This is a genomic window from Bacteroides congonensis (assembly GCF_900130125.1).
GTDB lineage: Bacteria > Bacteroidota > Bacteroidia > Bacteroidales > Bacteroidaceae > Bacteroides > Bacteroides congonensis.
This window is the reverse complement of sequence record NZ_FQXY01000010.1, coordinates 875,657-898,980: the sequence shown is the minus strand read 5'-3', so window position 1 is coordinate 898,980 and position 23,324 is coordinate 875,657. Positions and strand designations below refer to the sequence as shown.

Here is a 23,324-nt window from a genome sequence, read left to right as displayed (position 1 = left end):
CCTTTATTTCACGTCATCCCACGTATCTGTGCGGAACGGGAAAGCACTCAAACCGAAAGTATTCCGCAGCGTGATATTTCCCACATAATTACGGAAAGCATAGCGCACGGCAACCGGCTGGGCTACCTCTTCACTCCACACTTCTACTGTGTTGGTACGTCCTACAATCTTTGCTTTCGCCGGATAGAACTTCTTGTCCGCTCCCGCAATCTCAAATCCTTCCAGTTCGGAGAAAGTAGGGAACAACCCCGCAGGTGCATTATCGAATGTCACTATGGCCTTTTTGTCCGCATAGTCCACTTTGGTCATCATCGGGCCGTTGGATGGCAACCGGCGGATACCGTATGTCTTAGTCAGTGCAAGCGTAGCCAACCGAAGCCCTACTACATCCTTCTGTGGCGGATGGATGCAGAATTCATCACCGATATCCGTAGTGGGTACAATGCCCGAATTAGGGATTGTTTTCAGTGCTTCCACTTGTGCTTCACGCAGCAAGGCGGCACCTGTATTCCGGCTGTTTTCATATTTGTAAGGAGCAATCTGCACATAATAGAAAGGCATATCGGGCGCTTCCCACACATTTCTCCATAGTTGTACCATAGCAGTCATCATCGGAGCATAGAATTGATAATTGAAAATGTTCGATTCTCCTTGATACCAAAGAAATCCACGTGCTGTATAATTTTTGACAGGCCATAACATGATATCATACAGACACCCTAATCGATTACGTACATCCAGTTTAGAACTTTTGGCTGTCTCTATATCTATTCCTTGAATGGATGACAGTGTTTCTTCGGTCATCCAGGATTCAATTCGGGAACCTCCCCAGCTATTGATTACCAATCCTACCGGTAGATTTAGAGTTTCGGTAATTTGTTTGGCAAAAAAATAAGCTGTTGCACTGCAATCAATAGTTGTTTCAGGAGTGGAGACTTTCCATTTTTCTTTTTTAAAGTCCGCCCTTCGCTGTACATCTTTTATTCTTGGCACGGTGATAAACCGGATACGGTCACGGTAGTTACCTGCATTCAGCAGCGTTTCAAGTGAGTTGTCAATGGGTTGTGCCGTATTTCCCATCATACGCATTTCCATATTCGACTGTCCGGAGCAGATCCATACCTCTCCTATCAGTATATCCGAGAGAGTGACCGGAGTTCCGTCACTGATAGTAATGGAATAAGGAGTATACCCCCCTTCGGGAGTGTCTACTTTCACCAGCCAAGTCCCGTCTTTATCCGTAGATGCCTGATAGGTCCGGTTGTTCCACGAAGTGGTGACAGTTACTTTCTTACCGTCTGCCCAACCCCATAACTTAACGGAACTGTTCTGTTGAAGTACCATGTGATCTCCCATCATTGCAGGAAGTTTTACTTTGCCTTGTGCAATCGGCAGGAATAAAAGTGATAAAATAAGAAGTAGAAAATGTTTTTTCATACTGTTTTTATTAGATATTCGACGAATAGTTATTAGGTATCGGGCAAAAATACAACCTATTTTTAAATATGGAATAAAATTATCTAGTCATTTTCTGATAAAAACTAGTCGAATTCTTAAAAGATTGTTTTTCCTTTCCATTCTCCTCCGAATTTTATTAATTAGTGGCATCAATCGCCTAAACAGTATTATTAGATTGGCTAAATATCCCATTTCTTTGCAGGGTGAGTATTTAACAACCTAATTGTTTCATTAAATCTAATAAAATGAAAAAGAAGCATTATCTATTATTTTTATTGGCTTTGCTCTTTTTACTGACAGATGTGGTGTGGGCACAAACATCTGCCACGGTAAGTGGAGTAGTGATCGATGAGAATGGAGAAACCCTGCCGGGTGTTTCCGTCGTCGAAGTAGGTACAACAAACGGTGTCCTGACAGACCTGAACGGACACTATACCTTAAAAACAACTTCTGCCAAACCTTCCGTTTCTTTCAGTTACATTGGTTATCAGACCACCACGCTTCCCCTGAACGGGCGTACGAAACTCGATGTACAGATGAAAGTGGAAACGAAAGTACTGGATGAAGTAGTGGTAGTGGGCTACGGTGTACAGAAGAAAGTGAACCTGACCGGTTCTGTGACTTCCATCAACTTTGCCGACCAGACGGAAGGACGACCCATCATGAGTGTTTCTTCCGCCCTTTCGGGACTCGCCGCCGGTATGAACGTCACACAAGCTTCGGGACAACCCGGCTCGGACGGTGCCACCATCCGCGTCCGCGGTAACGGTACGTTCAATACCAACTCCCCATTGGTCCTAGTGGACGGTATCGAATGGAGCATGGACAATGTGAACCCCAACGACATCGAAAGCATCTCCGTACTGAAAGACGCTGCCTCCACAGCTATTTATGGTACGCGCGCCGCCAACGGAGTCATCCTTATCACCACCAAAAGCGGGAAAGGCAAACCGCAAATTTCCTATTCTTATTCGGGAGTCGTGCAGATGCCTTACAACAACCTCTCTTTCGTAAGCGACTATGCCCGTTATATGGGACTGGTCAACGAGGCTTGCGAAAATGTGAATACCAAAGGTATTTTCTCGCAGGAAAGCATTGACCGCTGGAGGGCTGCTTCTGCCGATCCGAACGGACTGAATGAGTACGGAGTGCCCAATTACGTGGCCTATCCGAACACAGATTGGTTCGACGAAGTATTCGACACCGGATATTCGCAGGAACACAACCTCTCTGTCTCCGGCAGCTCGGAGAAAGTGAAGTATATGCTCTCTTTGGGCTATCTCGACAATCAGGGAGTCATGAACCGCTGGAACCTCGATTCAAGTACGCAGAAAATCAATTTCCGTACCAATCTGGAAGCCAAGATTGTGAAATGGATGACCGTCGGCACCCGTCTTTACGGGCAAAAGCAGGATTATGGGATGGCTAATATCAGCAACGGATTCAAGTATCTCTATCAGACCACTCCGGGTGTATATCCCGGTGAGCCGAACTATTGGGGACGTGCCGCACTGGCCAGCGAAGAATCTTCCAATGCCAATAATATCTTCGGTCAGATGGCGGGAGCCACCGGTTTCAATACCGTATGGCGTCTCAATGCTTCCGTCTACGGAATTATCACTCCCTATAAAGGACTCAACATTGAAGGTACCTTCAACTATTCGCCGACATTCACCGACAAGTCTTCTTATAGCCGCCAGAATGGTTATTGGGACTATGTCACCGACCAGCGCGTCAGCGAAAGCGCGTTGGAGAACGCTTCCATCACCAATACGAGCGCACGCACCTGGCGTCAGAGTGCTGAAATACTGGTACGCTACAATACGACCATCAAGAAAGACCACGATCTGGGCGCACTGCTCGGATATTCTGCCCAAGAATATTACAGCAAGAGCTTTGCCGTTTCCCGTAAAGGCGCTACGGACTGGACGCTGAACGAATTAAGCACTTACGAGACGCTCGTCAGCTCTTCCAGCTCGGCACCCGCCAAATGGGGATTGCTCTCTTATTTCGGCCGTGTCAACTACGGATATAAAGGACGTTATCTCTTTGAAGCCAACCTTCGTGCCGATGCCTCCTCCCGTTTCGGTGTGAACCAGCGTTGGGGATATTTCCCCTCGTTCTCCGGCGGATGGCGTATTTCGGAAGAATCGTTCATGCAGGGAGCATCGGACTATCTCTCCAACCTGAAACTGCGTGTTTCCTATGGAAAGACAGGTAACAACTCTACTGGCAACTACGACTGGCAGGCAAACTACGCCACAGGCAATGTCGTAATCGACGGTGAAGGAACCAAAGGACTGGTACGCAAGAAACTAAGCAACGACAAGCTGCACTGGGAAAGTACCGCCACCACCGACATCGGACTTGATTTCGGCTTCTTCAACAACCGCCTGACGGGTGAAATAGACTATTATAATAAGTATACTTCGGACATTCTCTACCATCCCGAACTCTATCTTTCAATGGGTGTTGTAGGCTCTGCTCCCGAGAACCTGGGTGAAGTACGCAACCGCGGTGTTGAATTTACCTTGAACTGGAACGACCGTATCGGAAAAGATTTCGAATACCGGGTGGGTATGAACTTCTCTTTCAATGCCAACAAAGTAATGAAGTTCAAAGGCGAACTCCAGAAATACTGGATGTATGATGCGCAGGGAAACAAAGTCAGTTATGTCAATAACTTCAGTGATGTGTCCGAATCCGGCTTCGGAGGTTACATCTGTGAAGGCCGCCAACTGGGGGAAACTTATATGTATAAGGTGTACAGAGGTTCCGGCGAAGGCTATACCGGAGGTGCGGTGGATATCCATGCGGGACCGAAGGACGGAATGATACGTACGAAAGAAGATATGGTATGGGTGCAGGCCATGATTGACTCCGGTTATTCATTCGGAGGAATGAAGACGATTGCCAAAGACCAGCTTTGGTATGGTGATATACTCTATGCCGACAGCAACGGTGATATGAACTACGGCGATACCAACGACCGGGATTTCTCCGGACACACCAGTGTCCCCAAATTCAACCTGGGTTTCAACTGTGCCTTCTCTTACAAGAACATTGATTTCTCCATGTTATGGTCGGGAGCTTTCGGGCATTACCTCAACTGGAATACGGATTACTACAACTCGACACTAGTCAGCCACGGATATGGCATTATCGAGCATATCGCCGATAACCATTACTTCTTCGATCCTTCCAACCCGGACGATCCGCGCACCAACCAGTGGGGCAAATATCCCCGCCTGACATACGGTACTACCTATAATAACAGAATCCAGAGCGACTGGAACGAATATAAGGGCGACTACTTCAAGTTGAAGAATATCCAGATCGGCTATACGTTGCCGCAACGGATTTCCAGCAAGTTCTTTGTTAATAAGCTCCGTGCTTTCGTGTCGATGGACAATATCCTGACGATTACTAGTTATCCGGGACTCGATCCGGAGATAGGAACTGCTATCGGTTATCCATTGATGCGTCAGATCTCTTTTGGCGGACAGATTACCTTTTAATGATGTAGAACTAAAAAACAGAATCTGATATGAAAAAGATATTAATGATTTTAACGATGGCGTTGGCGGCTACTTCCTGCATGGATATTCTCGATGTGGCTCCGGAAGACCAGATCGCAAGTGAAAACATGTGGACCACGGAGGAGCTTGCCGACAAGGGAATGGCAGGACTTTACTTCCCGTTCTATGCCACCCAACTCTCCTCCACCCAGCTTCGCCGTGCCGACGGACTGAACCGTCAGGGAATCGAAGCTATGAGCTTTGCAACCGATTATTATTCCAACAACTATCCGGTGGAACTGCTTTCGCTGGCTACCAAGCCTGCCAATGACTTTCAGGTGTGGTATGAATGGAAGTTCTGTTACACCATTATCCATGCGTGTAACGATGCGATTGCCAATCTGCATAAAGCGGGTATGAGTACTGATAAACTGGCACGTTACCAATGCGAAGCCCGTTTCCTCCGTGCCTGGGCGTACAATCGTCTGAATATGCTTTATCAGGGTGTTCCCGTTTATCTGGAACCTATCAATAACGAAGACTGTACCCGTGGCCAATCTTCGGTAGATGAGGTATGGCAAGTGATTCTGGATGATTTGACGTATTGCATCAACAATCCCGACTTCCCCAATAACACGCTGAATGAAAACTACGGCCGTCCTTCTAAAGGTGCCGCTTATGCCCTGCGTGGTATGGTGTATATGTGGAAGAAGCAATACAAGGAAGCAGGCAACGATTTTAAAGAAGTGGAAGCGTGCGGTTATGGCTTGTGGACAGGCGAATATGCCGACTTCTTCAAATATGAAAACGAAAAGGATAAAGAAATGATCTTCTCGCTCCAGTTCAGCGAAGAAACTGGTTATTGTGATAACATTCAGCAAATGACCGGTGCCCGCGATACGTATGATGGCTGGACGGAAATAAAACCTTCTGCAGACTTTGTGGACTACTATAAGAACGCCGACGGATCGGACTTCAAATGGTCGGAAGTAGACGGCCTGCAAGACTGGGACTTGCTGACTCCAAAACAGCGTGAAATCTTCTTCTGCCGTGACGGACTGGAATCCATGTCCTCACAAAAGAATGCGCTTATCAAACGGGTAGGCGAAGATATCTATCAGAAATATTACCTGAACAGCGGTAATGAAGCCCGCATCAAAAAGGCGTATGACAGTCGTGACCCGCGTCTGCAACAGACCGTCGTCACTCCTTATGTGCCGGTAGACTGCTACAAGCCTAATTATGCAGGAGATGCCAACCAGATCGGTAAACAACTCCGTTGGCCGTTGAAGGAACAGGGCACGAATGGTGGAGACTTCTGGCTCGATAAACGTACTTCTGCTTTCTACTGCTATCGCAAGTACAATGAGTTTGAGAAAGGACGTTTGATTAGCCGGAGCCGTTGCCATACCGACTGGCCGTTGATTCGCTATACCGATGTACTGTTGCAGTACGCCGAAGCATTGGCGCAGACCGATCAGTTGGGAGAAGCCATCCGCCTGGTGAATAAAGTGCGTACCCGCGCCCACATGCCTGCACTGACAGAGGGCGGAAGCGGCCCGTGCGCAGTGAACGGAAAGGAAGACATGCTCGAAAGGATACGTTATGAACGTCGCGTGGAATTCTGTCTGGAAGGAATCAACTTTTTCGATGAAGTACGTTGGGGAACCTACAAAGAAACCAAATTCCAGGGGAAAGACGTGAATGGCGGCAAGTCCTGGTGGGGCGATATGGTAGAGTATAACTGGTATTACACCGATTATATGTGGCCGTGGACTGCTCCTATCGTTGAAACGCAAAAGAACCCGAACCTGACTAAACGAAGCGGTTGGGCGTATTAATCATAAAGATTTGAATAAGGATGAAGAAAATACTTTTACTATTACTCATTTTTGTATCCGGTTGCACAGGTGTATTTGCGCAACAGTTTGACTATGGCAAGATAGCGCCTCATCCCCGGTTGTTATTGCCGGAGGGCGGAGAAGAAGCTATTAAGAAAGCTATTGCGGAGTATCCCCCGTTGGCAGCAGTTCACCAACGGATCATGGAACTTTGCGACCGGACACTTACGGAACCACCAGTGGAACGTATCAAGGAGGGCAAACGCCTGTTGGCGATTTCGCGCATCGCATTGAAGCGTATCTATTACCTCTCATACGCTTACCGTATGACGGGAGATAAGAAATACGCTCACCGTGCTGAACAGGAGATGCTCGCTGTCAGCCGTTTCACCGACTGGAACCCCACTCATTTTCTGGATGTGGGCGAGATGGTAATGGCATTGGCTATCGGTTATGACTGGCTGTATGACTCTTTGCAGCCCGACACCCGCCGGGTGGTGCGCGAAGCAATCATCGCAAAAGGGTTCGACGCGGCAAAGAACACCCGTCATGCCTGGTTCTATACAGCCAAGAATAACTGGAATTCCGTATGTAATAGTGGATTGGCGTATGGCGCGCTGGCTCTTTTTGAAGAGATTCCGGAGGTATCGAAAGGCATCATAGAGAAATGCATGGAGACAAATCCGAAAGCGATGGTAGGTTATGGCCCCGACGGAGGTTATCCCGAAGGGTTCGGATATTGGGGGTACGGGACAAGTTTTCAGGTAATGCTCATTGCTGCGCTCGAAAGTGCTTTCGGCACAGACAATGGGCTCTCCCAAGCCCCCGGCTTCATGGAATCTGCCCGTTTCATGCAGTATATGACGGCTCCGAGCGGAGACTGTTTCTGTTTCTCGGATTCTCCGGTAGAGGCGGAGTGTAATATGATGATGTTCTGGTTTGCAGGCAAGGCGAAAGACCTTTCCCTGTTGTGGATTGAACGTCAGTATCTCGACCGCCCGGATATGCCGTTTGCCGAAGACCGTTTACTGCCCAGCCTGATGGTGTTCTGTTCGCAGCTCGATTTGAAGAATATCGGCAAGCCGAAGAAAAACTTCTGGTTCAGTCGCGGAGATACGCCTGTGTTTATCTACCGTGGCGGATGGGACAGCAAGGAAGATACCTATCTGGGAGTGAAAGGCGGTTCGCCTTCTACCTCTCATGCGCACATGGATGCCGGTTCGTTTATCTTCGAGAGAGACGGGGTGCGTTGGGCGATGGACTTGGGTATGCAGAGTTACATCACGCTCGAAAGTAAGGGAGTAGACCTGTGGAATATGTCGCAGAACGGACAACGCTGGGAAGTATTCCGGCTAAGCAATATCGCTCACAATACGTTGACGATTAACGGAGAACGCCATTTGGTAGAGAGCAATGCCCCGATCACCCGTACTTTCGAGTCGAAGAAACAGAAAGGGGCGGAAGTAGACCTGTCGAGTGTGTTTGCCAACAGCGTGAAGAAAGTCGTCCGCACCGTGATATTGGATCAGAAAGACCATCTGGAAGTAACCGACCGGTTGGAGACGGGGGACAAGGAAGCTGCCGTATCCTGGATAATGGTCACTCCGGCGGAAGCCAAAATAACGGGCAAGAACCGGATGGAATTAACCAAAGACGGACAACGGATGCTATTGACGGTAGATGCCGATACGGAAGTAGAAATGAAAACCTGGTCGAACGTGCCCCCGCATGAATATGATTTCCGCAATCCGGGAACCATCCGCGTGGGTTTTGAGACGGTGATTCCTACCAATCGTGCTTCGCAACTGAAAGTACGACTTATTCCTTTGAAGTAGTAATACAAATAAATTCATTGAACCATGAAAACGATTCTTTTTAAAACAATCCTCATAGCTTTCTTTGTAGGAACAGCCGTTAGTTGTTCCGATGAAGATGAGAACAGATTCCGTCCGGGATCTACCCATGAGAAACCGAATCCCACGGAGCCGGAGGGCGGACTGGATTATTCCAAACTGACCGCGGACAATCATCCCCGCCTGTTGATGAACGCCGAGGCCTTCACTGCGTTGAAAGCCAAAGTGGATGCCAATTCGAGTGCCAATCTGACCTTGCTCCATAATACCATTATGGGAGTGTGCAACAGCAAAGGGATGAACGCCACGGCACTGACTTATAAATTGGATGCCAGCAACAAACGTATCCTCGATGTGTCTCGCGATGCGTTACTGCGTATTTTCACCTGCGCTTATGCCTACCGGATGACCGGCGATGCCAAATACCTGACTAAAGCGGAAACGGATATGAACGCTGTCTGCAACTTTCCCGACTGGAACTCGAAACGCCACTTTCTCGATGTGGGCGAAATGGCTACGGCTGTTGCGTTCGGCTACGATTGGCTCTACAACGAAATAAGCGCAGCCACCCGTATAAAAGCGGCCAACGCACTGTTGAAGTTTGCCTTCCAACAGGCGCAGGATAAGAACTGGAACCTCAACTTCTACGAAGCCACCAACAACTGGAACCAGGTTTGTAATGGCGGACTGGTCTGTGCGGCACTCGCTTCTTATGAAAACAATCCTTCCGAAGCAAAGGACATGATTGAGAAGGCGTTGGAATCCAATAAACCTGCATTGGAAGTGATGTACTCTCCCGACGGCAACTATCCGGAGGGCAGCGGTTACTGGTGTTACGGCACGCTCTATCAGGTATTGATGCTTGCCGCCCTCAACAGTACGCTCGGTACGGATAACGGGCTTTCCGATACACCGGGATTCTCCAAGACGGCAGAATATATGCTGTATATGACAGGCTTGAACAGCAAGTTCTTTAATTATTCTGACTGTGCTCCCTCCTCTACCGCGGCATTGGCTTCGTGGTGGTTTGCCGATAAATACAGTAATCCATCCTTATTATATAATGAGCTGAAAATGCTGAAGAACGGCGAATACGCTTCCTGTGCCGAAAACCGCCTGTTGCCGATGATTATGGCGTTTGCCAATAATCTGAATCTGGACGCAATCTCCGCTCCTTCCAATAAACTATGGAGTGGAAAAGGGGAAACGCCTGTGGTGATGGTACATACTGACTGGACATACACTGATACGGACAAATACCTCGGAATCAAAGGTGGCAAGGCAGGTTCGAGCCACGGACACATGGATGCCGGTTCGTTTGTATACGACGCGTATGGAGTGCGCTGGTCGATGGATTTCGGTCTGCAAAGTTATACAACGCTCGAGTCGAAATTGGCAGCTTTGGGTGGTAATCTTTGGGATATGGGACAGAACTCGATGCGTTGGGATGTATTCCGCTTGAATAACTTGAATCATAGCACGATTTCAATTAATGACGCCCGTCACCGGGTAAATGGGGCGGCTACGCTGACTACTACTATCAATACCGCTACGGAATTGGGGGCCACTTTCGATCTGACTGAAGTAGTGTCCGATCAGGCGGCGTCCGCTACCCGTACCGTGAAAATCGTGAACGATAAAGATTTAGTAGTCATGGATGAGATCAAGGCGAGAACAGATAAATCCGCCAAAGTGCGCTGGTGTATGGTAACGCCTGCCGTTCCGACGGTGGAAAGTAACCGCATCGTACTAACGAACGGAAGCAAAGTGATGTATCTCACAGCCAGCGGAAGCGTGAAGCCTACCTACAAGCAATGGAGTACTACCAGCGAGAACTCTTATGACCAGGCTAATCCGGGCACCTATATGGTCGGCTTTGAAGCAACGGTCACCGCCAATCAGACCGCTACATTTACCACAACCCTGTCCCCTAAATAAAAAAGAATGGAACGTATGAGAATCCTATTAATATCTATACTCGGACTTTTGACATTGGCCTCCTGCACGAAGCAGGAGCCGATGGAGGCGTTGATTGACCGTGTATTTACCGTTGCGGAGCAACAATACACGACTATGGACACCCGCTTGACAGAAAAGACACTTCCCCGCACGCTCTCTGCCGACGGTGAGTTTGTTCCCTCGAATATCTATTGGTGGTGCAGCGGCTTCTATCCCGGTTCCCTTTGGTATATCTACGAATATACCCGGAAGGACGCAGTGAAAACACTGGCCGAGAAGAACACGCTGAAACTCGACTCTATACAATACGTGACCAGGGACCACGATGTCGGTTTCCAGTTGAATTGCAGTTATGGCAATGCTTTCCGGCTGACAGGTAATGAGGCTTATAAACAAGTGCTCTATCAGGGTGCCAAATCCTTGTCAACCCGCTTCAATCCTGCTACCGGTGTGATCCGTAGCTGGGACTTTGTACGCAAAGGCTGCGACTGGAAGTTTCCGGTGATTATTGACAATATGATGAACCTTGAACTGCTGTTGTCCATGTCGAAAGCCTACGCCGACGACTCTTTGCAGAACATTGCCTGTACGCATGCCAATACCACTATCCAGCATCACTTCCGGGATGATTATTCCACGTATCATCTGGTGGATTATGACCCTGAAACGGGTGCGGTGCGCGGCAAGCAAACAGTGCAGGGCTTCTCGGACGATTCCTCCTGGAGCCGCGGACAGGCATGGGCCTTGTATAGCTATACGATGATGTTCCGCTTGACGGGGTATCAGAATTATCTGTTGCAAGCCGGGCATATCGCCGATATGCTGCTCCACCGTCTACCTGCCGACGGTATTCCTTACTGGGATTTCGACGCTCCGGTAGAAGAGCAGACCTATCGGGATGCTTCCGCTGCGGCTATCATGGCCTCCGCCTTTATCGAACTAAGCCGTTATATCCCCGGCACGGAAGCCAAGGAATCTTATCTTGCCATGGCAGAAAAGCAACTCCGTACGCTTGCCTCGAAAGAGTATCTGGCAGAACCGGGTACGAACGAATGTTTCATCCTGAAGCACAGCGTGGGTGCACTTCCTGATAAAAGCGAAGTGGATGTCCCCCTGACGTATGCCGATTATTACTTTTTAGAAGCATTGCTGCGGTATAAGAATCTACAATAATAAAACTAATACAATATGATTATGAAGAACTTACATATAAATATGGCATTTATCTTCGTTCTACTGCTGATAACTGCCTCCTGTTCGGACAAGGATGATTCGGCTCCGCGTGTCATTCCCACCATGAACCTGATAGTTTCGGAGATTGCGGACAATACGGCTCTGATTACTTCCGAGCAGCAAACAGGTACTACGTTCGGTGCGAAAGTCATTGAATTCTATCCGGTGGCGGACATCGGCTTTGATTATAACATTGAAGTGAAGCTGGTGAAATTTGTAGAAGAGAACGGAGAACCCGTATCTCTGCCCTATACGCGTAAAATCACCGAAGGATTACGTCCGGGAGTGAATTACATCAGTGCGATCATCGCCTATAATGCCGAAGGGCGTGCCGTGTGTTCCGCTTTCCAGACCTGGAAAGCTTCAGGAACGGAAGGAGCATGGAGTGACGGCGGTTCTGCCGGTGATCTGGAAGAGAATAAATGGTAAAAATGGTGTAACTCAAAAGAATGAATGGTATGAAAAATAGATTATTTGCAATAGGTGCAATGATTCTCATGATGACAAGTTGCACGCAGGACGAACTTATTTCGTCCGATAACGGCAAAGAACCGGCGACGGCAGGTTCATGTCTGACGTTGGTTGGACTCTCGTCTCCGCAGACACGTGTTTCTATCGGTGACAAAACAGGGGATGTTTATCCGGTGCTTTGGAGCGAAGGGGATGCCTTGGGTGTTTTCTCCCGTACGGCAGGGACCGGCATCAATAATGTGCAGTCTTTATTGAGTGATGAGTCGATCGGGCAGAACTCCGGCGTCTTTACTTCGGACGACGTGAAGATGGCGGAAGAAGGAGCTACGGAACTTCTTATTTACTATCCTTACCGGGCAAGTACGGAACTGGCCGAAAATGGCAACAAGATAACTTCTACCCTGTCTGTTGAGCAGGAACAAAGCCGTCCCGGCGATAGCCATCATATTGGAAAGTATGGTTTTGCGTTTGCCAAGGCTACGGTCAGCAGTCCGGATATGCTTGCTAAATTTACGTTGAACCATGCGATGGCTTATGTGAAGTTCAGCATCTCGTCCCAGGAGCTTTCTACGTACAAGCTCAAGAGTGTTTCTTTATATGACAAGGAGACAAAAACTCCTCTTTCCGGTGTATTCACAGCAGATTTGGATACGGACGAACTGACCTACGGTACGGATGTGAAACCGTATGCCACTGTTTCACTGACTACTCCCGAACTGCTCGCTTCCGCACAGGATATATACCTGACTACATATCCTGCCGATTTAAGTGGCAAAGAAGTGTACATTGTCATCACTCTGGAGAATGACCAGCAGACTGTTACCATTCCTATTCTCAAAGAAGGAAAGCAACTGAAAGCCAATGCTGTCAATACGATTGCTGTCAATAACCTGAAACTTTCGGATAACTCCTGCGAATGGTATGAGCCGGTAGAGACACGTTTATTGGCAGGAGGATGGGCTTATGGCGAGTCTAACTGTCTGTTGACGAATATTTCTACCAGTGGCGTGAGCAATACGATGAGCGTGAAAGCACGTGGTAACTTTATGGAAGTGGAAGAACCCAAGTATGCCAAGACTATTCTGGGTTGCGATTTGAACGTTAATCATAAGATGATTGCCGTAAATGGCTCTACTACGGACATCTCCCCTATTGGCAGTGATTACAATATTACGATCAATGCCTATAAAGTAAGCGGAGGCTATGACGGCGGTTGCGGTCAGGTGGCTATCTATGGAGCGGATCAGACTACCGTCATCTGGAGTTTTATTATCTGGATGACCCCTACTCCGGCAGAACATCCTTATGGTAATACGGGATATGTAGTGTTGGATCGTAATCTGGGTACTTATATGACGTGTGAAGGAGACAACTGGAAGCAAAACGGTGTTTACTTCCAATGGGGACGTCCTACGCCGGTCGGCTGGTCGGGAACCGTGGGTACTAATATACCTACCGAAGCCACCAACGTCCGATTCTCTATAGAAAATCCCCGCGCATTGCTTTATACCAATAATGTGGAGAATACAAAATCCGACTGGTATCTGGGCGCATGGACCGGTGCACGTACCGATCGTAAAGATGACTTCTGGGGTAACCCGAACGAATCGAGCACTTATCTCAATCCTTCTGACGGTCATAAATCTATTTATGATCCTTGTCCGAAAGGTTACCGGGTTGTATCTCCTCGCGTATTGGATGAGATAGAACAGAAAGGTGAATTTGTGAAACAGAGCGCAACTGCGGTATTTAAATATTGCTATGACGGTACGAACTATGCTTATTGGCCGTTGGCAGGTTGTAAGTGGGGTTCCAACGGCGGTAATAATGGCAACAATACAGGATTGGATGCCAGTAAGGGTGCCGCTTGTTATTGGTCTAACTCATCGGCAAGCAGTTATGGAAATGACAAGGATCAGGGAGCTACTTCTCTGTATTATAAAGTTTCCGATAAGACTTGGACACATTCCTCCGGTCGTTCCCATGCGTTCTCCGTGCGTTGTATGAAGGATGCCGAGAATCGTTGATTCTTTTCGTTGATTCTCTTCATTGAGAATATGAAATAGAATTCCCCGCTATATGAAAGTTTCTGCCTGTCTCCGGATACAAGGAACTTTCATATAACGGGGAATCTGTTCTGTTTTTAAGATATTCACGAAAAAAGGAAAGAAAGAAAAGAGCCAAACAGAAAATAAACTGCATGAACAATTGCAAGAATATACATTATATCTCTCTATTTTGTATTTATTTCCTTGAAATATGCACGATATGGTGTAATTAAACGGTCCGTTTGCCGTAATCAAACCCTCTGTTTGGTTTAAACAAACCGTCCGTTTGCTATAATCAAACCCTTCGTTTCTTTTAAAGGAAGCTAAACTTGGTTTTTGAAGAGGATGTATTGAGCTACTTTGTCTTTTTCCATTGCTTATTTATAAATAGCAATCTGATGCATCTCTTGTGAGATGATAACCATTTATGCTTTTGATTGGCTACTATTATTGCAACTTGTTTATTAATAGCACCTGTTTTGTGTTATTTGCGAAATCTGTAACTCTAAATGGCGGGAGTTTTTCATGAAGTGCAAGGAAACGGCTCGAATGATGAAGAGCAGGACAGATAAAATATACAATTCTTCATGTTGGCACTTTTTTCAGCGATAGGGATTAACACTCTGTTCCGTTTGGAACGTGGAAATGGTAATCCCCCGCTTTGATGTTCTTTTTGTCATTCTTCTTTCCTGTTCCGATAATTGGCCGGTGATGTTCCCAAATGCGCTTTTACGTATTTCCCGAAAAAGGACTGATTGGGGAAGTTGAACTCTTCGGCAATTTCCTTGATAGACTTTTCCGAACGTTTTAATCGGTATTTGATATGCTCCACGGCAGTTTCATTAATCAAATCCAACGGAGTCCTGCCACACGCCTGCTTGATGACTTTCGAGAAATGCTTCGGAGTGTAGCAAAGCTCGTTGGCAAAATAGCTCACCGAACGGTGCATACCCTTGTCCTTCGATAACAGTTCCATGAACTTCCGCAAAATGTAATTCACCTGTTTGATGCCTTCTTTCGAACCTTCCGTATTGCCGGCAGCTTCCATTTCCTTGTGAAGCTGTCCCAGCATTTCGCAAAAGATAGCGGAAAAGAGATATTGCATCACTTCTTTGTGGTAGCAATGAGGCTCATCGTTTATCTTGGCTATAATTAAATCCCGGTAGAATCCGAAGAAAGTTTTATCCTCCCCGTTGCCAACCGACTTCACCGGATTGTTGTGGATATGAATGGCAGTATTCCACGTTTCCTTTTCCATTTTAATAATACGTTGCAGGAAACGGGTAGAGAATCCGGCAAGCCTGACTTTATATTTAGGACTAAGCATCGTATGGCTGATAATCGTATTGGGCAGACCGAGCAGCAGCTCGCCCGCTTGCAACTTGTAGGTCCGGTAGTTGACGTCCAGCTGGATGCACCCTTCTATGCAAACCGCGATGAGAAAACAATTCAGTTTGATTGTATCATTACTATAAGGAGTCCCCTCCAGACTGTTGACTATCGCAAAGTCATCATCTATATAATCAAGGACGTGCTGACTGTCCTTAAAATCCTCTATATCCACCGTAATAATGTTCTCTTTTTCCATGTTCTTTCCTTTTTTACTTTTTGCAAAGTTGGTGAATAATCGGGAAAACAGAATGTCCCATACTTCTTCAGATTTGTTTGATATGTCGTTTATTGCCAAATAGTTAGCTATAATAAACGTAAATGGCGAGAATGGGACATTTATGGAGGGAAATTGGTCACTGTTGCCTTGTTCTTTTCTCCTACTTTTGTCCAGGATTTAACAAAAGACCAAAAGAGAAAGTATGATTACAGTAAGCAAAAAATGGATACGGCTGATAGGGATTGTCGGTTGTACAGTGTGGATGGCATCTTGCAAGCAGGCATCGGATGCGGGAGTGAAATCTTCTTCTTATGCAGTAATGCAGATAGAAGCGGTGGATAAGGAATTTTCTTCTTCCTATTCGGCGAGCATACGTGGGCGGCAGGATATTGATATTTATCCGCAGGTGTCGGGAACGATTGAGAAACTCTGTGTGACCGAAGGGCAAAAAGTACGCCGCGGGCAATCGCTTTTCATTATCGACCAAGTGCCTTACAAGGCCGCACTGAAAACCGCCACTGCCAATGTGGAAGCAGCACGTGCCGCGCTGGGTACTGCCGAACTGACCTACAAGAGCAACAAAGAACTGTATGCGCAGAAAGTAGTTTCGGAATTCAGCCTGAAAACGGCCGAGAATTCTTATCTCACCGCCAAAGCTCAACTGTCGCAGGCCGAAGCCCAGGAGATCAGTGCCCGCAACAATCTCTCTTATACCGAAGTGAAAAGTCCCAGTGACGGAGTCGTAGGTGCGTTGCCTTATCGTGCAGGCGCATTGGTAAGTGCCAATATGCCCTATCCGCTTACTACGGTCAGCGACAATTCGGATATGTACGTCTATTTCTCCATGACCGAGAATCAGTTGCTTGCCCTCACCCGCCAGTATGGCGACATGGACGAAGCCTTGAAGAACATGCCGGAAGTGGAATTGCGCCTCAATGATAATTCGGTTTATGATAAGAAAGGTGTCATCGAATCCATCAGCGGCGTCATCGACCGGCAAACGGGTACTGTGGTGGCGCGCGTGGTGTTTCCCAACGAATCGCGGTTGCTTCATAGCGGAGCCTCGGGCACGGTGGTAGTGCCGAGCATTTATAAAGACTGTATCGCCATCCCGCAGACGGCCACCGTGAAGATGCAGGATAAGACGATTGTATATAAGGTAGTGGACGGGAAGGCTGTCTCTACCCTGATAACAGTGGCCGAAAACAATGACGGGCGCGAATATGTGGTGCTGGACGGACTGAAAGCAGGTGATGAAATCGTATCGGAAGGCGCCGGACTGGTGCGCGAAGGCACGCAAGTTAAATAAGAAGGAGATTGATTATGAAAGGAAATGTGTTTATAAAACGGCCGGTGATGGCTATCTCCATCTCTGTCCTGATTCTGGCCATAGGGCTTATTTCGCTCTTCACGCTGCCGGTGGAGCAATATCCTGACATTGCGCCTCCAACGGTATATGTAACTGCCAGTTATACGGGTGCCGATGCCGAGGCAGTGATGAACAGTGTCATCATGCCACTGGAAGAGAGTATTAACGGTGTGGAAGACATGATGTATATCAGTTCCAGTGCTTCCAATGCAGGTTTGGCTATTATACAGGTTTATTTCAAGCAGGGCACAGACCCCGATATGGCGGCAGTCAACGTGCAAAACCGTGTGGCGAAAGCGCAGGGATTGCTTCCGGCTGAAGTAACGAAAGTCGGCGTCAGCACGATGAAGCGGCAGACCAGCTTCTTGCAGATTGGTGCTTTGGTCTGCACGGACGGTCGATACGATCAGACGTTCCTCGCCAATTATCTGGACATCAATGTCATTCCCCAGATTAAACGTATCGAGGGAGTGGGAGACGTGATGGAGCTGGGCGATACGTACAGTATGCGTATCTGGCTGAAACCGGAACGGATGGCGCAATACGGACTGGTTCCGTCGGACATTACCGCCATATTGGGTGAGCAGAACATCGAAGCTCCCACCGGTTCACTGGGCGAGAGTTCGAAGAATGTTTTCCAGTTTACAATGAAATATCGCGGACGCCTCAAAAGCGTGGAAGAATTCCGGAACACGGTTGTCCGTTCGCGGGAAGACGGTTCCATACTTCGCCTGCAAGATGTGGCAGAGGTGGAGTTGGGTACGATGACGTATAGTTTCCGCAGTGAAATGGACAGTCAGCCGGCCGTTCTTTATATGATATTCCAGACAGCCGGTTCCAATGCTACCGCTGTCAACAAAGAAATCACTGCGCAGATAGAGCGGATGGAGAAGAATCTGCCGGCAGGAACGGAGTTCGTCACGATGATGAGTTCCAATGACTTCCTTTTCGCTTCCATACACAACGTGGTGGAGACACTGATTATCGCCATCATTCTGGTCATCCTCGTGGTCTATTTCTTCTTGCAGGATCTGAAGAGTACGCTGATTCCCTCCATCTCTATCATTGTGTCGTTGGTGGGTACGTTTGCCTGTCTGGTGGCTGCGGGATTCAGCTTGAATATCCTGACATTGTTTGCTTTGGTACTTGCTATCGGTACGGTGGTGGATGATGCCATTGTGGTGGTGGAAGCCGTGCAATCCAAGTTCGATGCCGGGTATAAGTCTCCTTACCTTGCCACGAAAGATGCAATGGGCGACGTGACGATGGCTATTGTCTCCTGTACCTGTGTATTTATGGCTGTGTTTATTCCTGTAACCTTCATGGGAGGTACTTCGGGCGTGTTCTATACACAATTCGGTATCACGATGGCAACTGCCGTAGGTATTTCGATGATTTCGGCTTTGACGCTCTGTCCCGCTTTGTGCGCCATCATGATGCGTCCGTCGGACGGAACGAAGAGCGCCAAGAGCATCAACGGACGGGTACGTGCAGCTTACAATGCTTCGTTCAATGCCGTATTGGGTAAATATAAGAGAGGTGTGATGTTCTTCATCCGCCATCGCTGGATGGTGTGGACTTCACTGGCTGTTGCCGTTGCCTTGCTGGTTTACCTGATGAGTACCACTAAAACAGGACTTGTGCCGCAGGAAGACCAAGGTGTCATTATGGTGAATGTCAGCATTTCACCGGGAAGCACGCTCGAAGAAACCACGAAAGTGATGGACCGCCTGGAAAATATCCTGAAAGATACACCCGAAATAGAACACTACGCCCGCGTAGCAGGATACGGACTGATATCCGGTCAGGGAACTTCGTACGGTACGATGATTATCCGCCTGAAAGACTGGAGCGAGCGAAAGGGCAAGGAGCATAGCTCGGATGCTGTGGTGTCCCGCCTCAACGGACAATTCCAGGCGATAAAGGAAGCGCAGGTATTCAGTTTCCAGCCTGCCATGATTCCGGGTTACGGTATGGGTAACTCCCTCGAACTGAACCTTCAGGACATGACGGGTGGAGAATTGGCTACGTTCTATGAAGCGGCTATACAGTTCCTCGGTGCTCTGAACGAGCGTCCGGAGGTAGCGATGGCTTATACATCGTATGCTATCAACTTCCCGCAGATATCGGTGGAAGTGGACGCTGCCAAATGTAAGCGTGCAGGAATCTCGCCGAGTGCGGTGCTCGATGCGGTGGGCAGTTATTGCGGTGGCGCGTATATCTCCAACTATAACCAGTATGGTAAAGTATATCGTGTGATGATGCAGGCTTCGCCTGAATATCGTCTCGACGAGCAGGCGCTGAATAATATGTTTGTACGCAATGGTACGCAGATGGCTCCGGTGAGCCAGTTCGTGACGCTGAAGCAAGTGTTGGGACCGGAAACGGCCAACCGTTTCAATCTTTACAGCACCATCACCGCCAATGTGAATCCTGCCGACGGTTACTCCTCCGGCGAGGTGCAGAAAGTGATTGAAGAAGTGGCTGCGCAATCTTTGCCGGCAGGCTACGGATATGAATATGGTGGTATGGCACGCGAAGAAGCAAGTAGTGGTGGTGCGCAGACGGTTTTCATTTACGCCATCTGTATCTTCCTTATCTATCTGATTCTGGCCTGTCTTTACGAGAGTTTCCTCATACCGTTTGCCGTTATCTTCTCCGTGCCGTTCGGGCTGATGGGGTCGTTCCTTTTCGCCAAAATACTCGGGTTGGAGAATAATATCTATTTGCAGACAGGTGTGATTATGTTGATCGGTTTGCTGGCTAAGACAGCCATTCTGATTACGGAGTACGCCATAGAACGTCGTCGCAAGGGAATGGGTATTGTGGAGTCTGCCTACTCTGCCGCACAAGTCCGCTTGCGTCCTATCCTGATGACGGTGTTGACGATGATCTTCGGTATGCTTCCGCTGATGTTCTCTTCCGGTGCGGGTGCCAATGGCAATAGTTCGCTGGGTACGGGTGTTGTGGGCGGTATGGCTGTCGGGACACTGGCATTGCTCTTTGTCGTTCCGGTTTTCTACATCATCTTTGAGTTTTTGCAGGAGAAAATCCGTAAACCGATGGAAGAGGAACCAGATGTGCAGGTGCTTTTAGAGAAAGAAAAGAGTGAAGTTGAACGCGAACGTAAATAAATGAAAGAAAGAATGAAGAAGAATATCATCACATTAGTTGCCATCAGTCTGTCGTTGAGCGGTTGTGGCATCTATACCAAATATGACCCCGCCACTGTCGTTCCCGACGATCTGTACGGCGGGGAAGTGCTGACCGAAGACACTGCCGGTCTGGGTAATATGGACTGGCGGGAACTCTTCACCGATCCTTATCTGCAATCCCTCATCGAAGTGGGATTGCAGACCAATACCGACTATCAGTCCGCCCAGCTCCGTGTGGAAGAAGCACAGGCCGTACTGATGTCCGCCAAACTTGCTTTTCTGCCCGCTTTTGCTCTTGCTCCGCAGGGAACAGTGAGCAGTTTTGATACGCACAAGGCTACGCAGGCTTATTCGTTGCCCGTTACTGCCAGTTGGGAGTTGGACGTTTTCGGGTGTATGCGCAACTCCAAGAAACAGGCGAAAGCGCTTTATGCTCAAAGCGAGGATTACCGTCAGGCAGTCCGTACACAGTTGATAGCAGGTATCGCCAATACCTATTATACCTTGTTGATGCTGGACGAACAACTCGACATCTCCCGTCAGACGGAAGAGGCATGGAAAGAAACCGTTGCGTCCACCCGTGCATTAATGAATGCGGGACTGGCAAACGAATCGGCTGTGTCGCAGATGGAGGCGGCCTATTATCAGGTGCAGGGTTCGGTCCTCGATTTGCAGCAGCAGATCAATCAGGTGGAGAACAGTCTTGCCTTATTATTGGCGGAGACGCCACGCAACTATGAACGTGGCATGCTGGCAAAGCAACAGTTTCCTGCCGACTTCTCGATAGGGATTCCTGTCCGGATGCTTTCTTCCCGTCCGGATGTCCGCTCGGCAGAGCGGACGCTGGAAGCGGCGTTCTATGACACCAATGCGGCACGTTCGGCTTTCTATCCTTCCATCACTTTAGGCGGGAGTGCCGGATGGACAAACTCCGCCGGGGCGATGATTATCAATCCGGGCAAGTTTCTCGCGTCGGCGGTAGGTTCGCTTACACAGCCGCTCTTTAACAGAGGACAGGTTGTGGCACAATATCGCATTGCCCGTGCGCAACAGGAAGAAGCAGCGCTCGGTTTTCAGCAAACGTTGCTCAATGCCGGTAGTGAGGTGAATGATGCTTTGATTGCCTATCAAACCAGTCAGGGAAAAAGAATCTTGCTGGATAAACAGATCACTTCCTTGCAAACGGCTCTGCGAAGCACTTCTCTGTTGATGGAGCATGGTAATACGACCTATCTGGAAGTGCTTACCTCCCGGCAGTCATTGCTTAGTGCGCAACTCTCGCAGACGGCCAATCATTTTACTGAAATACAAAGTTTAATTAACCTATACCGTGCTTTAGGGGGAGGTCAGGAATAAACTGTATCATACTCTCTGTTTTCTAATTTAATGAAAGAAGGGCTGCTGGAGAAGTGATTCTGTGGCAGCCCGTTTGTTAATCGGTCAATATACGGTGCATTGGCTTACAGCCGGAAACTTCAGCCAGCATAAAGAAAGAATAATGATGGTATTATTATTGATCAGTCAGACCTTTCTTTTTCCTTTCTTTATATTGACTGGGCGTCTCTCCCGTATATTGCTTGAATGTCGTACTGAAATAACTCGGAGTGGTAAATCCGGTTTTCTCTGCAATTTCAGAGAAGGGCATATCCGTGCCGGATATCAATGTAATAGCTTTTTCTATACGGAGCTTACTGATATATTCGTTCGCTCCCATGCTTGTAAGTGCTTTCAGTTTGTTATAAAGCGAAGAACGGCCCAATCCTACTTCCTGGCAGATAAACTGGATGCCCAGGTTGGAATTTTCTATATTTTCCTGGATGATATTATTCAGTTTAATCAGGAATGTTTCGTCTGTCAGGCTGATGGTGCTTTCTTCCGGAGTGGGGATTAATCCTGCATTCAAATACCTTTTCTTGGTATATTCCCGGTTTTTCAACCGGTTGCGGATAAGTTCCATTAGCATTGAAGTATTTCCGTTGATACCGTATCCCGTCTTTGTCAAATTGCACCACAGCCATCGCCGAATCCAACGACAGGATGCGGCGGTAATTGCTCATGTTGATTTCGCTTAGTCCGGTTTCCACATAAAGCTCTCCCATCGTGGTAAAAGCGCCGAAACGGAACGGAGTCTCGTCTTTTTCTTCATAAGCTCCCAGCCCGTTGAAGTTTTCTTGTGTGAGATACCCCGCCTTTTGGGAATCTCCGTCCAGAAAAGCCTGTCGGATTTCTTTCAATACGCCTGCCGACTGTTTGTTTACATTCCAATAATATTCGGCGCCTTTGGCAGTATTCGGCCCCCCTTTCCAAAGCGTCTTTTCATTCAGTGTGATTCGTTCCGCAGATATGGAGCCCATGATATTCGCTCCCAGGCTGCCATTCCCGATAGGCAGCGAACGGCTTTCCCATGCTTTGTCCGGATTCGCCCCTGTGCCGTTGGCACGTAGCCAGACAGCTTGTCCGTCGAGATTGTTGGGAGTGTCGAACCATATGGAAAGTCCTTGTGTATAATCCACCGTTTCTATTGATGATGCAGTGAGTGAAAAGAGTGTGCAAAAAATAAGGAAGCAGAGTTTCTTCATAAGATGTATTATTTATAAGGAATGTGATGTGCAAAGGTATTGTTTTTTTAGGATTTCAGCGAACGGCCCGCTTTCGATTATAACCAATAAGCTTTTAAAAATCACCAAAAGTGCTTCTTTGTGTAGGTAGTAAGATGTTTCTAATGAGAAACTGTATGACGAACAGTTTCTACTATAAATCTCATCCGGCTAATAGCATGAAAAAATAAAAGGATTTATGTCTGTCACTTC

Annotated in this window: 12 protein-coding genes and 2 pseudogenes; 10 read left to right on the top strand and 4 right to left on the bottom strand. The window is 47.8% G+C overall.

Annotation, left to right across the window (positions count from 1 at the left end; all coding sequences use genetic code 11):
* Positions 1-3 precede the first annotated feature (3 nt).
* Positions 4-1,437, bottom strand: a complete 1,434-nt coding sequence (locus tag BQ7997_RS14830; protein WP_049701441.1) for a sialate O-acetylesterase — start codon at positions 1,435-1,437, stop codon at positions 4-6.
* Between the two features lie 266 nt (positions 1,438-1,703).
* Here BQ7997_RS14830 and BQ7997_RS14825 point away from each other — a divergent pair, with 266 nt between their 5' ends.
* Genes BQ7997_RS14825 through BQ7997_RS14795 form a run of 7 tightly spaced genes read left to right on the top strand, consistent with a single transcriptional unit; the run spans position 1,704 to position 14,360 of the window.
* On the top strand, positions 1,704-4,976 hold the full coding sequence (locus tag BQ7997_RS14825) for a SusC/RagA family TonB-linked outer membrane protein (RefSeq protein ID WP_073347046.1): 3,273 nt from the start codon (positions 1,704-1,706) through the stop codon (positions 4,974-4,976).
* Positions 4,977-5,005: 29 nt separating this feature from the next.
* Positions 5,006-6,817, top strand: coding sequence for a RagB/SusD family nutrient uptake outer membrane protein (locus BQ7997_RS14820; RefSeq protein ID WP_073347045.1), 1,812 nt, complete (start codon positions 5,006-5,008; stop codon positions 6,815-6,817).
* A gap of 20 nt (positions 6,818-6,837) precedes the next feature.
* Entirely contained in the window at positions 6,838-8,652 is a 1,815-nt protein-coding gene (locus BQ7997_RS14815) for a heparinase II/III domain-containing protein (RefSeq protein WP_073347044.1), read from the top strand.
* A gap of 24 nt (positions 8,653-8,676) precedes the next feature.
* Positions 8,677-10,608, top strand: a complete 1,932-nt coding sequence (locus tag BQ7997_RS14810) for a heparinase II/III domain-containing protein (protein ID WP_073347043.1) — start codon at positions 8,677-8,679, stop codon at positions 10,606-10,608.
* A gap of 15 nt (positions 10,609-10,623) precedes the next feature.
* Complete coding sequence (locus BQ7997_RS14805) at positions 10,624-11,802, top strand: glycoside hydrolase family 88 protein (RefSeq protein ID WP_073347446.1); 1,179 nt, start codon at positions 10,624-10,626, stop codon at positions 11,800-11,802.
* Positions 11,803-11,817: 15 nt separating this feature from the next.
* Positions 11,818-12,291 carry a hypothetical protein gene (locus tag BQ7997_RS14800; RefSeq protein ID WP_073347042.1) on the top strand — a complete coding sequence of 158 codons (474 nt, stop codon included), beginning with the start codon at positions 11,818-11,820 and terminating at the stop codon, positions 12,289-12,291.
* 29 nt (positions 12,292-12,320) lie between these two features.
* Complete coding sequence (locus tag BQ7997_RS14795; RefSeq protein ID WP_073347445.1) at positions 12,321-14,360, top strand: fimbrillin family protein; 2,040 nt, start codon at positions 12,321-12,323, stop codon at positions 14,358-14,360.
* A 697-nt stretch (positions 14,361-15,057) separates the two neighbouring features.
* Here the strand turns inward: BQ7997_RS14795 and BQ7997_RS14790 are convergent.
* On the bottom strand, positions 15,058-15,969 hold the full coding sequence (locus tag BQ7997_RS14790) for a helix-turn-helix domain-containing protein (protein ID WP_004322625.1): 912 nt from the start codon (positions 15,967-15,969) through the stop codon (positions 15,058-15,060).
* 223 nt (positions 15,970-16,192) lie between these two features.
* On the opposite strand from BQ7997_RS14790, the gene BQ7997_RS14785 reads away from it, so the two are divergent.
* The 3 genes from BQ7997_RS14785 to BQ7997_RS14775 are packed head-to-tail and all read left to right on the top strand — an operon-like array spanning position 16,193 to position 21,870.
* On the top strand, positions 16,193-17,299 hold the full coding sequence (locus BQ7997_RS14785; RefSeq protein ID WP_004313771.1) for an efflux RND transporter periplasmic adaptor subunit: 1,107 nt from the start codon (positions 16,193-16,195) through the stop codon (positions 17,297-17,299).
* Positions 17,300-17,313: 14 nt separating this feature from the next.
* Entirely contained in the window at positions 17,314-20,493 is a 3,180-nt protein-coding gene (locus tag BQ7997_RS14780) for an efflux RND transporter permease subunit (RefSeq protein ID WP_073347041.1), read from the top strand.
* Positions 20,494-20,505: 12 nt separating this feature from the next.
* The gene (locus BQ7997_RS14775; RefSeq protein WP_073347444.1) at positions 20,506-21,870 is read left to right on the top strand and encodes a TolC family protein; all 1,365 of its coding nucleotides are present in this window, start codon (positions 20,506-20,508) and stop codon (positions 21,868-21,870) included.
* 154 nt (positions 21,871-22,024) lie between these two features.
* On the opposite strand, the pseudogene BQ7997_RS25205 reads toward BQ7997_RS14775, so the two are convergent.
* Positions 22,025-22,477: pseudogene (locus BQ7997_RS25205) on the bottom strand (helix-turn-helix domain-containing protein); the annotation flags it as partial.
* Positions 22,449-23,093, bottom strand: a pseudogene (locus BQ7997_RS25200) (glycoside hydrolase N-terminal domain-containing protein); the annotation flags it as partial. The pseudogenes BQ7997_RS25200 and BQ7997_RS25205, both read right to left, overlap by 29 nt.
* Positions 23,094-23,324: the final 231 nt, after the last annotated feature.

What these genes read in the sequence shown, in the direction of transcription:
- BQ7997_RS14830 (WP_049701441.1), bottom strand. Translation starts at nt 1,437, where the DNA reads ATGAAAAAACATTTTCTACTTCTTATTTTATCACTTTTATTCCTGCCG.
- BQ7997_RS14825 (WP_073347046.1), top strand. Translation starts at nt 1,704, where the DNA reads ATGAAAAAGAAGCATTATCTATTATTTTTATTGGCTTTGCTCTTTTTA.
- BQ7997_RS14820 (WP_073347045.1), top strand. Translation starts at nt 5,006, where the DNA reads ATGAAAAAGATATTAATGATTTTAACGATGGCGTTGGCGGCTACTTCC.
- BQ7997_RS14815 (WP_073347044.1), top strand. Translation starts at nt 6,838, where the DNA reads ATGAAGAAAATACTTTTACTATTACTCATTTTTGTATCCGGTTGCACA.
- BQ7997_RS14810 (WP_073347043.1), top strand. Translation starts at nt 8,677, where the DNA reads ATGAAAACGATTCTTTTTAAAACAATCCTCATAGCTTTCTTTGTAGGA.
- BQ7997_RS14805 (WP_073347446.1), top strand. Translation starts at nt 10,624, where the DNA reads ATGAGAATCCTATTAATATCTATACTCGGACTTTTGACATTGGCCTCC.
- BQ7997_RS14800 (WP_073347042.1), top strand. Translation starts at nt 11,818, where the DNA reads ATGATTATGAAGAACTTACATATAAATATGGCATTTATCTTCGTTCTA.
- BQ7997_RS14795 (WP_073347445.1), top strand. Translation starts at nt 12,321, where the DNA reads ATGAAAAATAGATTATTTGCAATAGGTGCAATGATTCTCATGATGACA.
- BQ7997_RS14790 (WP_004322625.1), bottom strand. Translation starts at nt 15,969, where the DNA reads ATGGAAAAAGAGAACATTATTACGGTGGATATAGAGGATTTTAAGGAC.
- BQ7997_RS14785 (WP_004313771.1), top strand. Translation starts at nt 16,193, where the DNA reads ATGATTACAGTAAGCAAAAAATGGATACGGCTGATAGGGATTGTCGGT.
- BQ7997_RS14780 (WP_073347041.1), top strand. Translation starts at nt 17,314, where the DNA reads ATGAAAGGAAATGTGTTTATAAAACGGCCGGTGATGGCTATCTCCATC.
- BQ7997_RS14775 (WP_073347444.1), top strand. Translation starts at nt 20,506, where the DNA reads ATGAAGAAGAATATCATCACATTAGTTGCCATCAGTCTGTCGTTGAGC.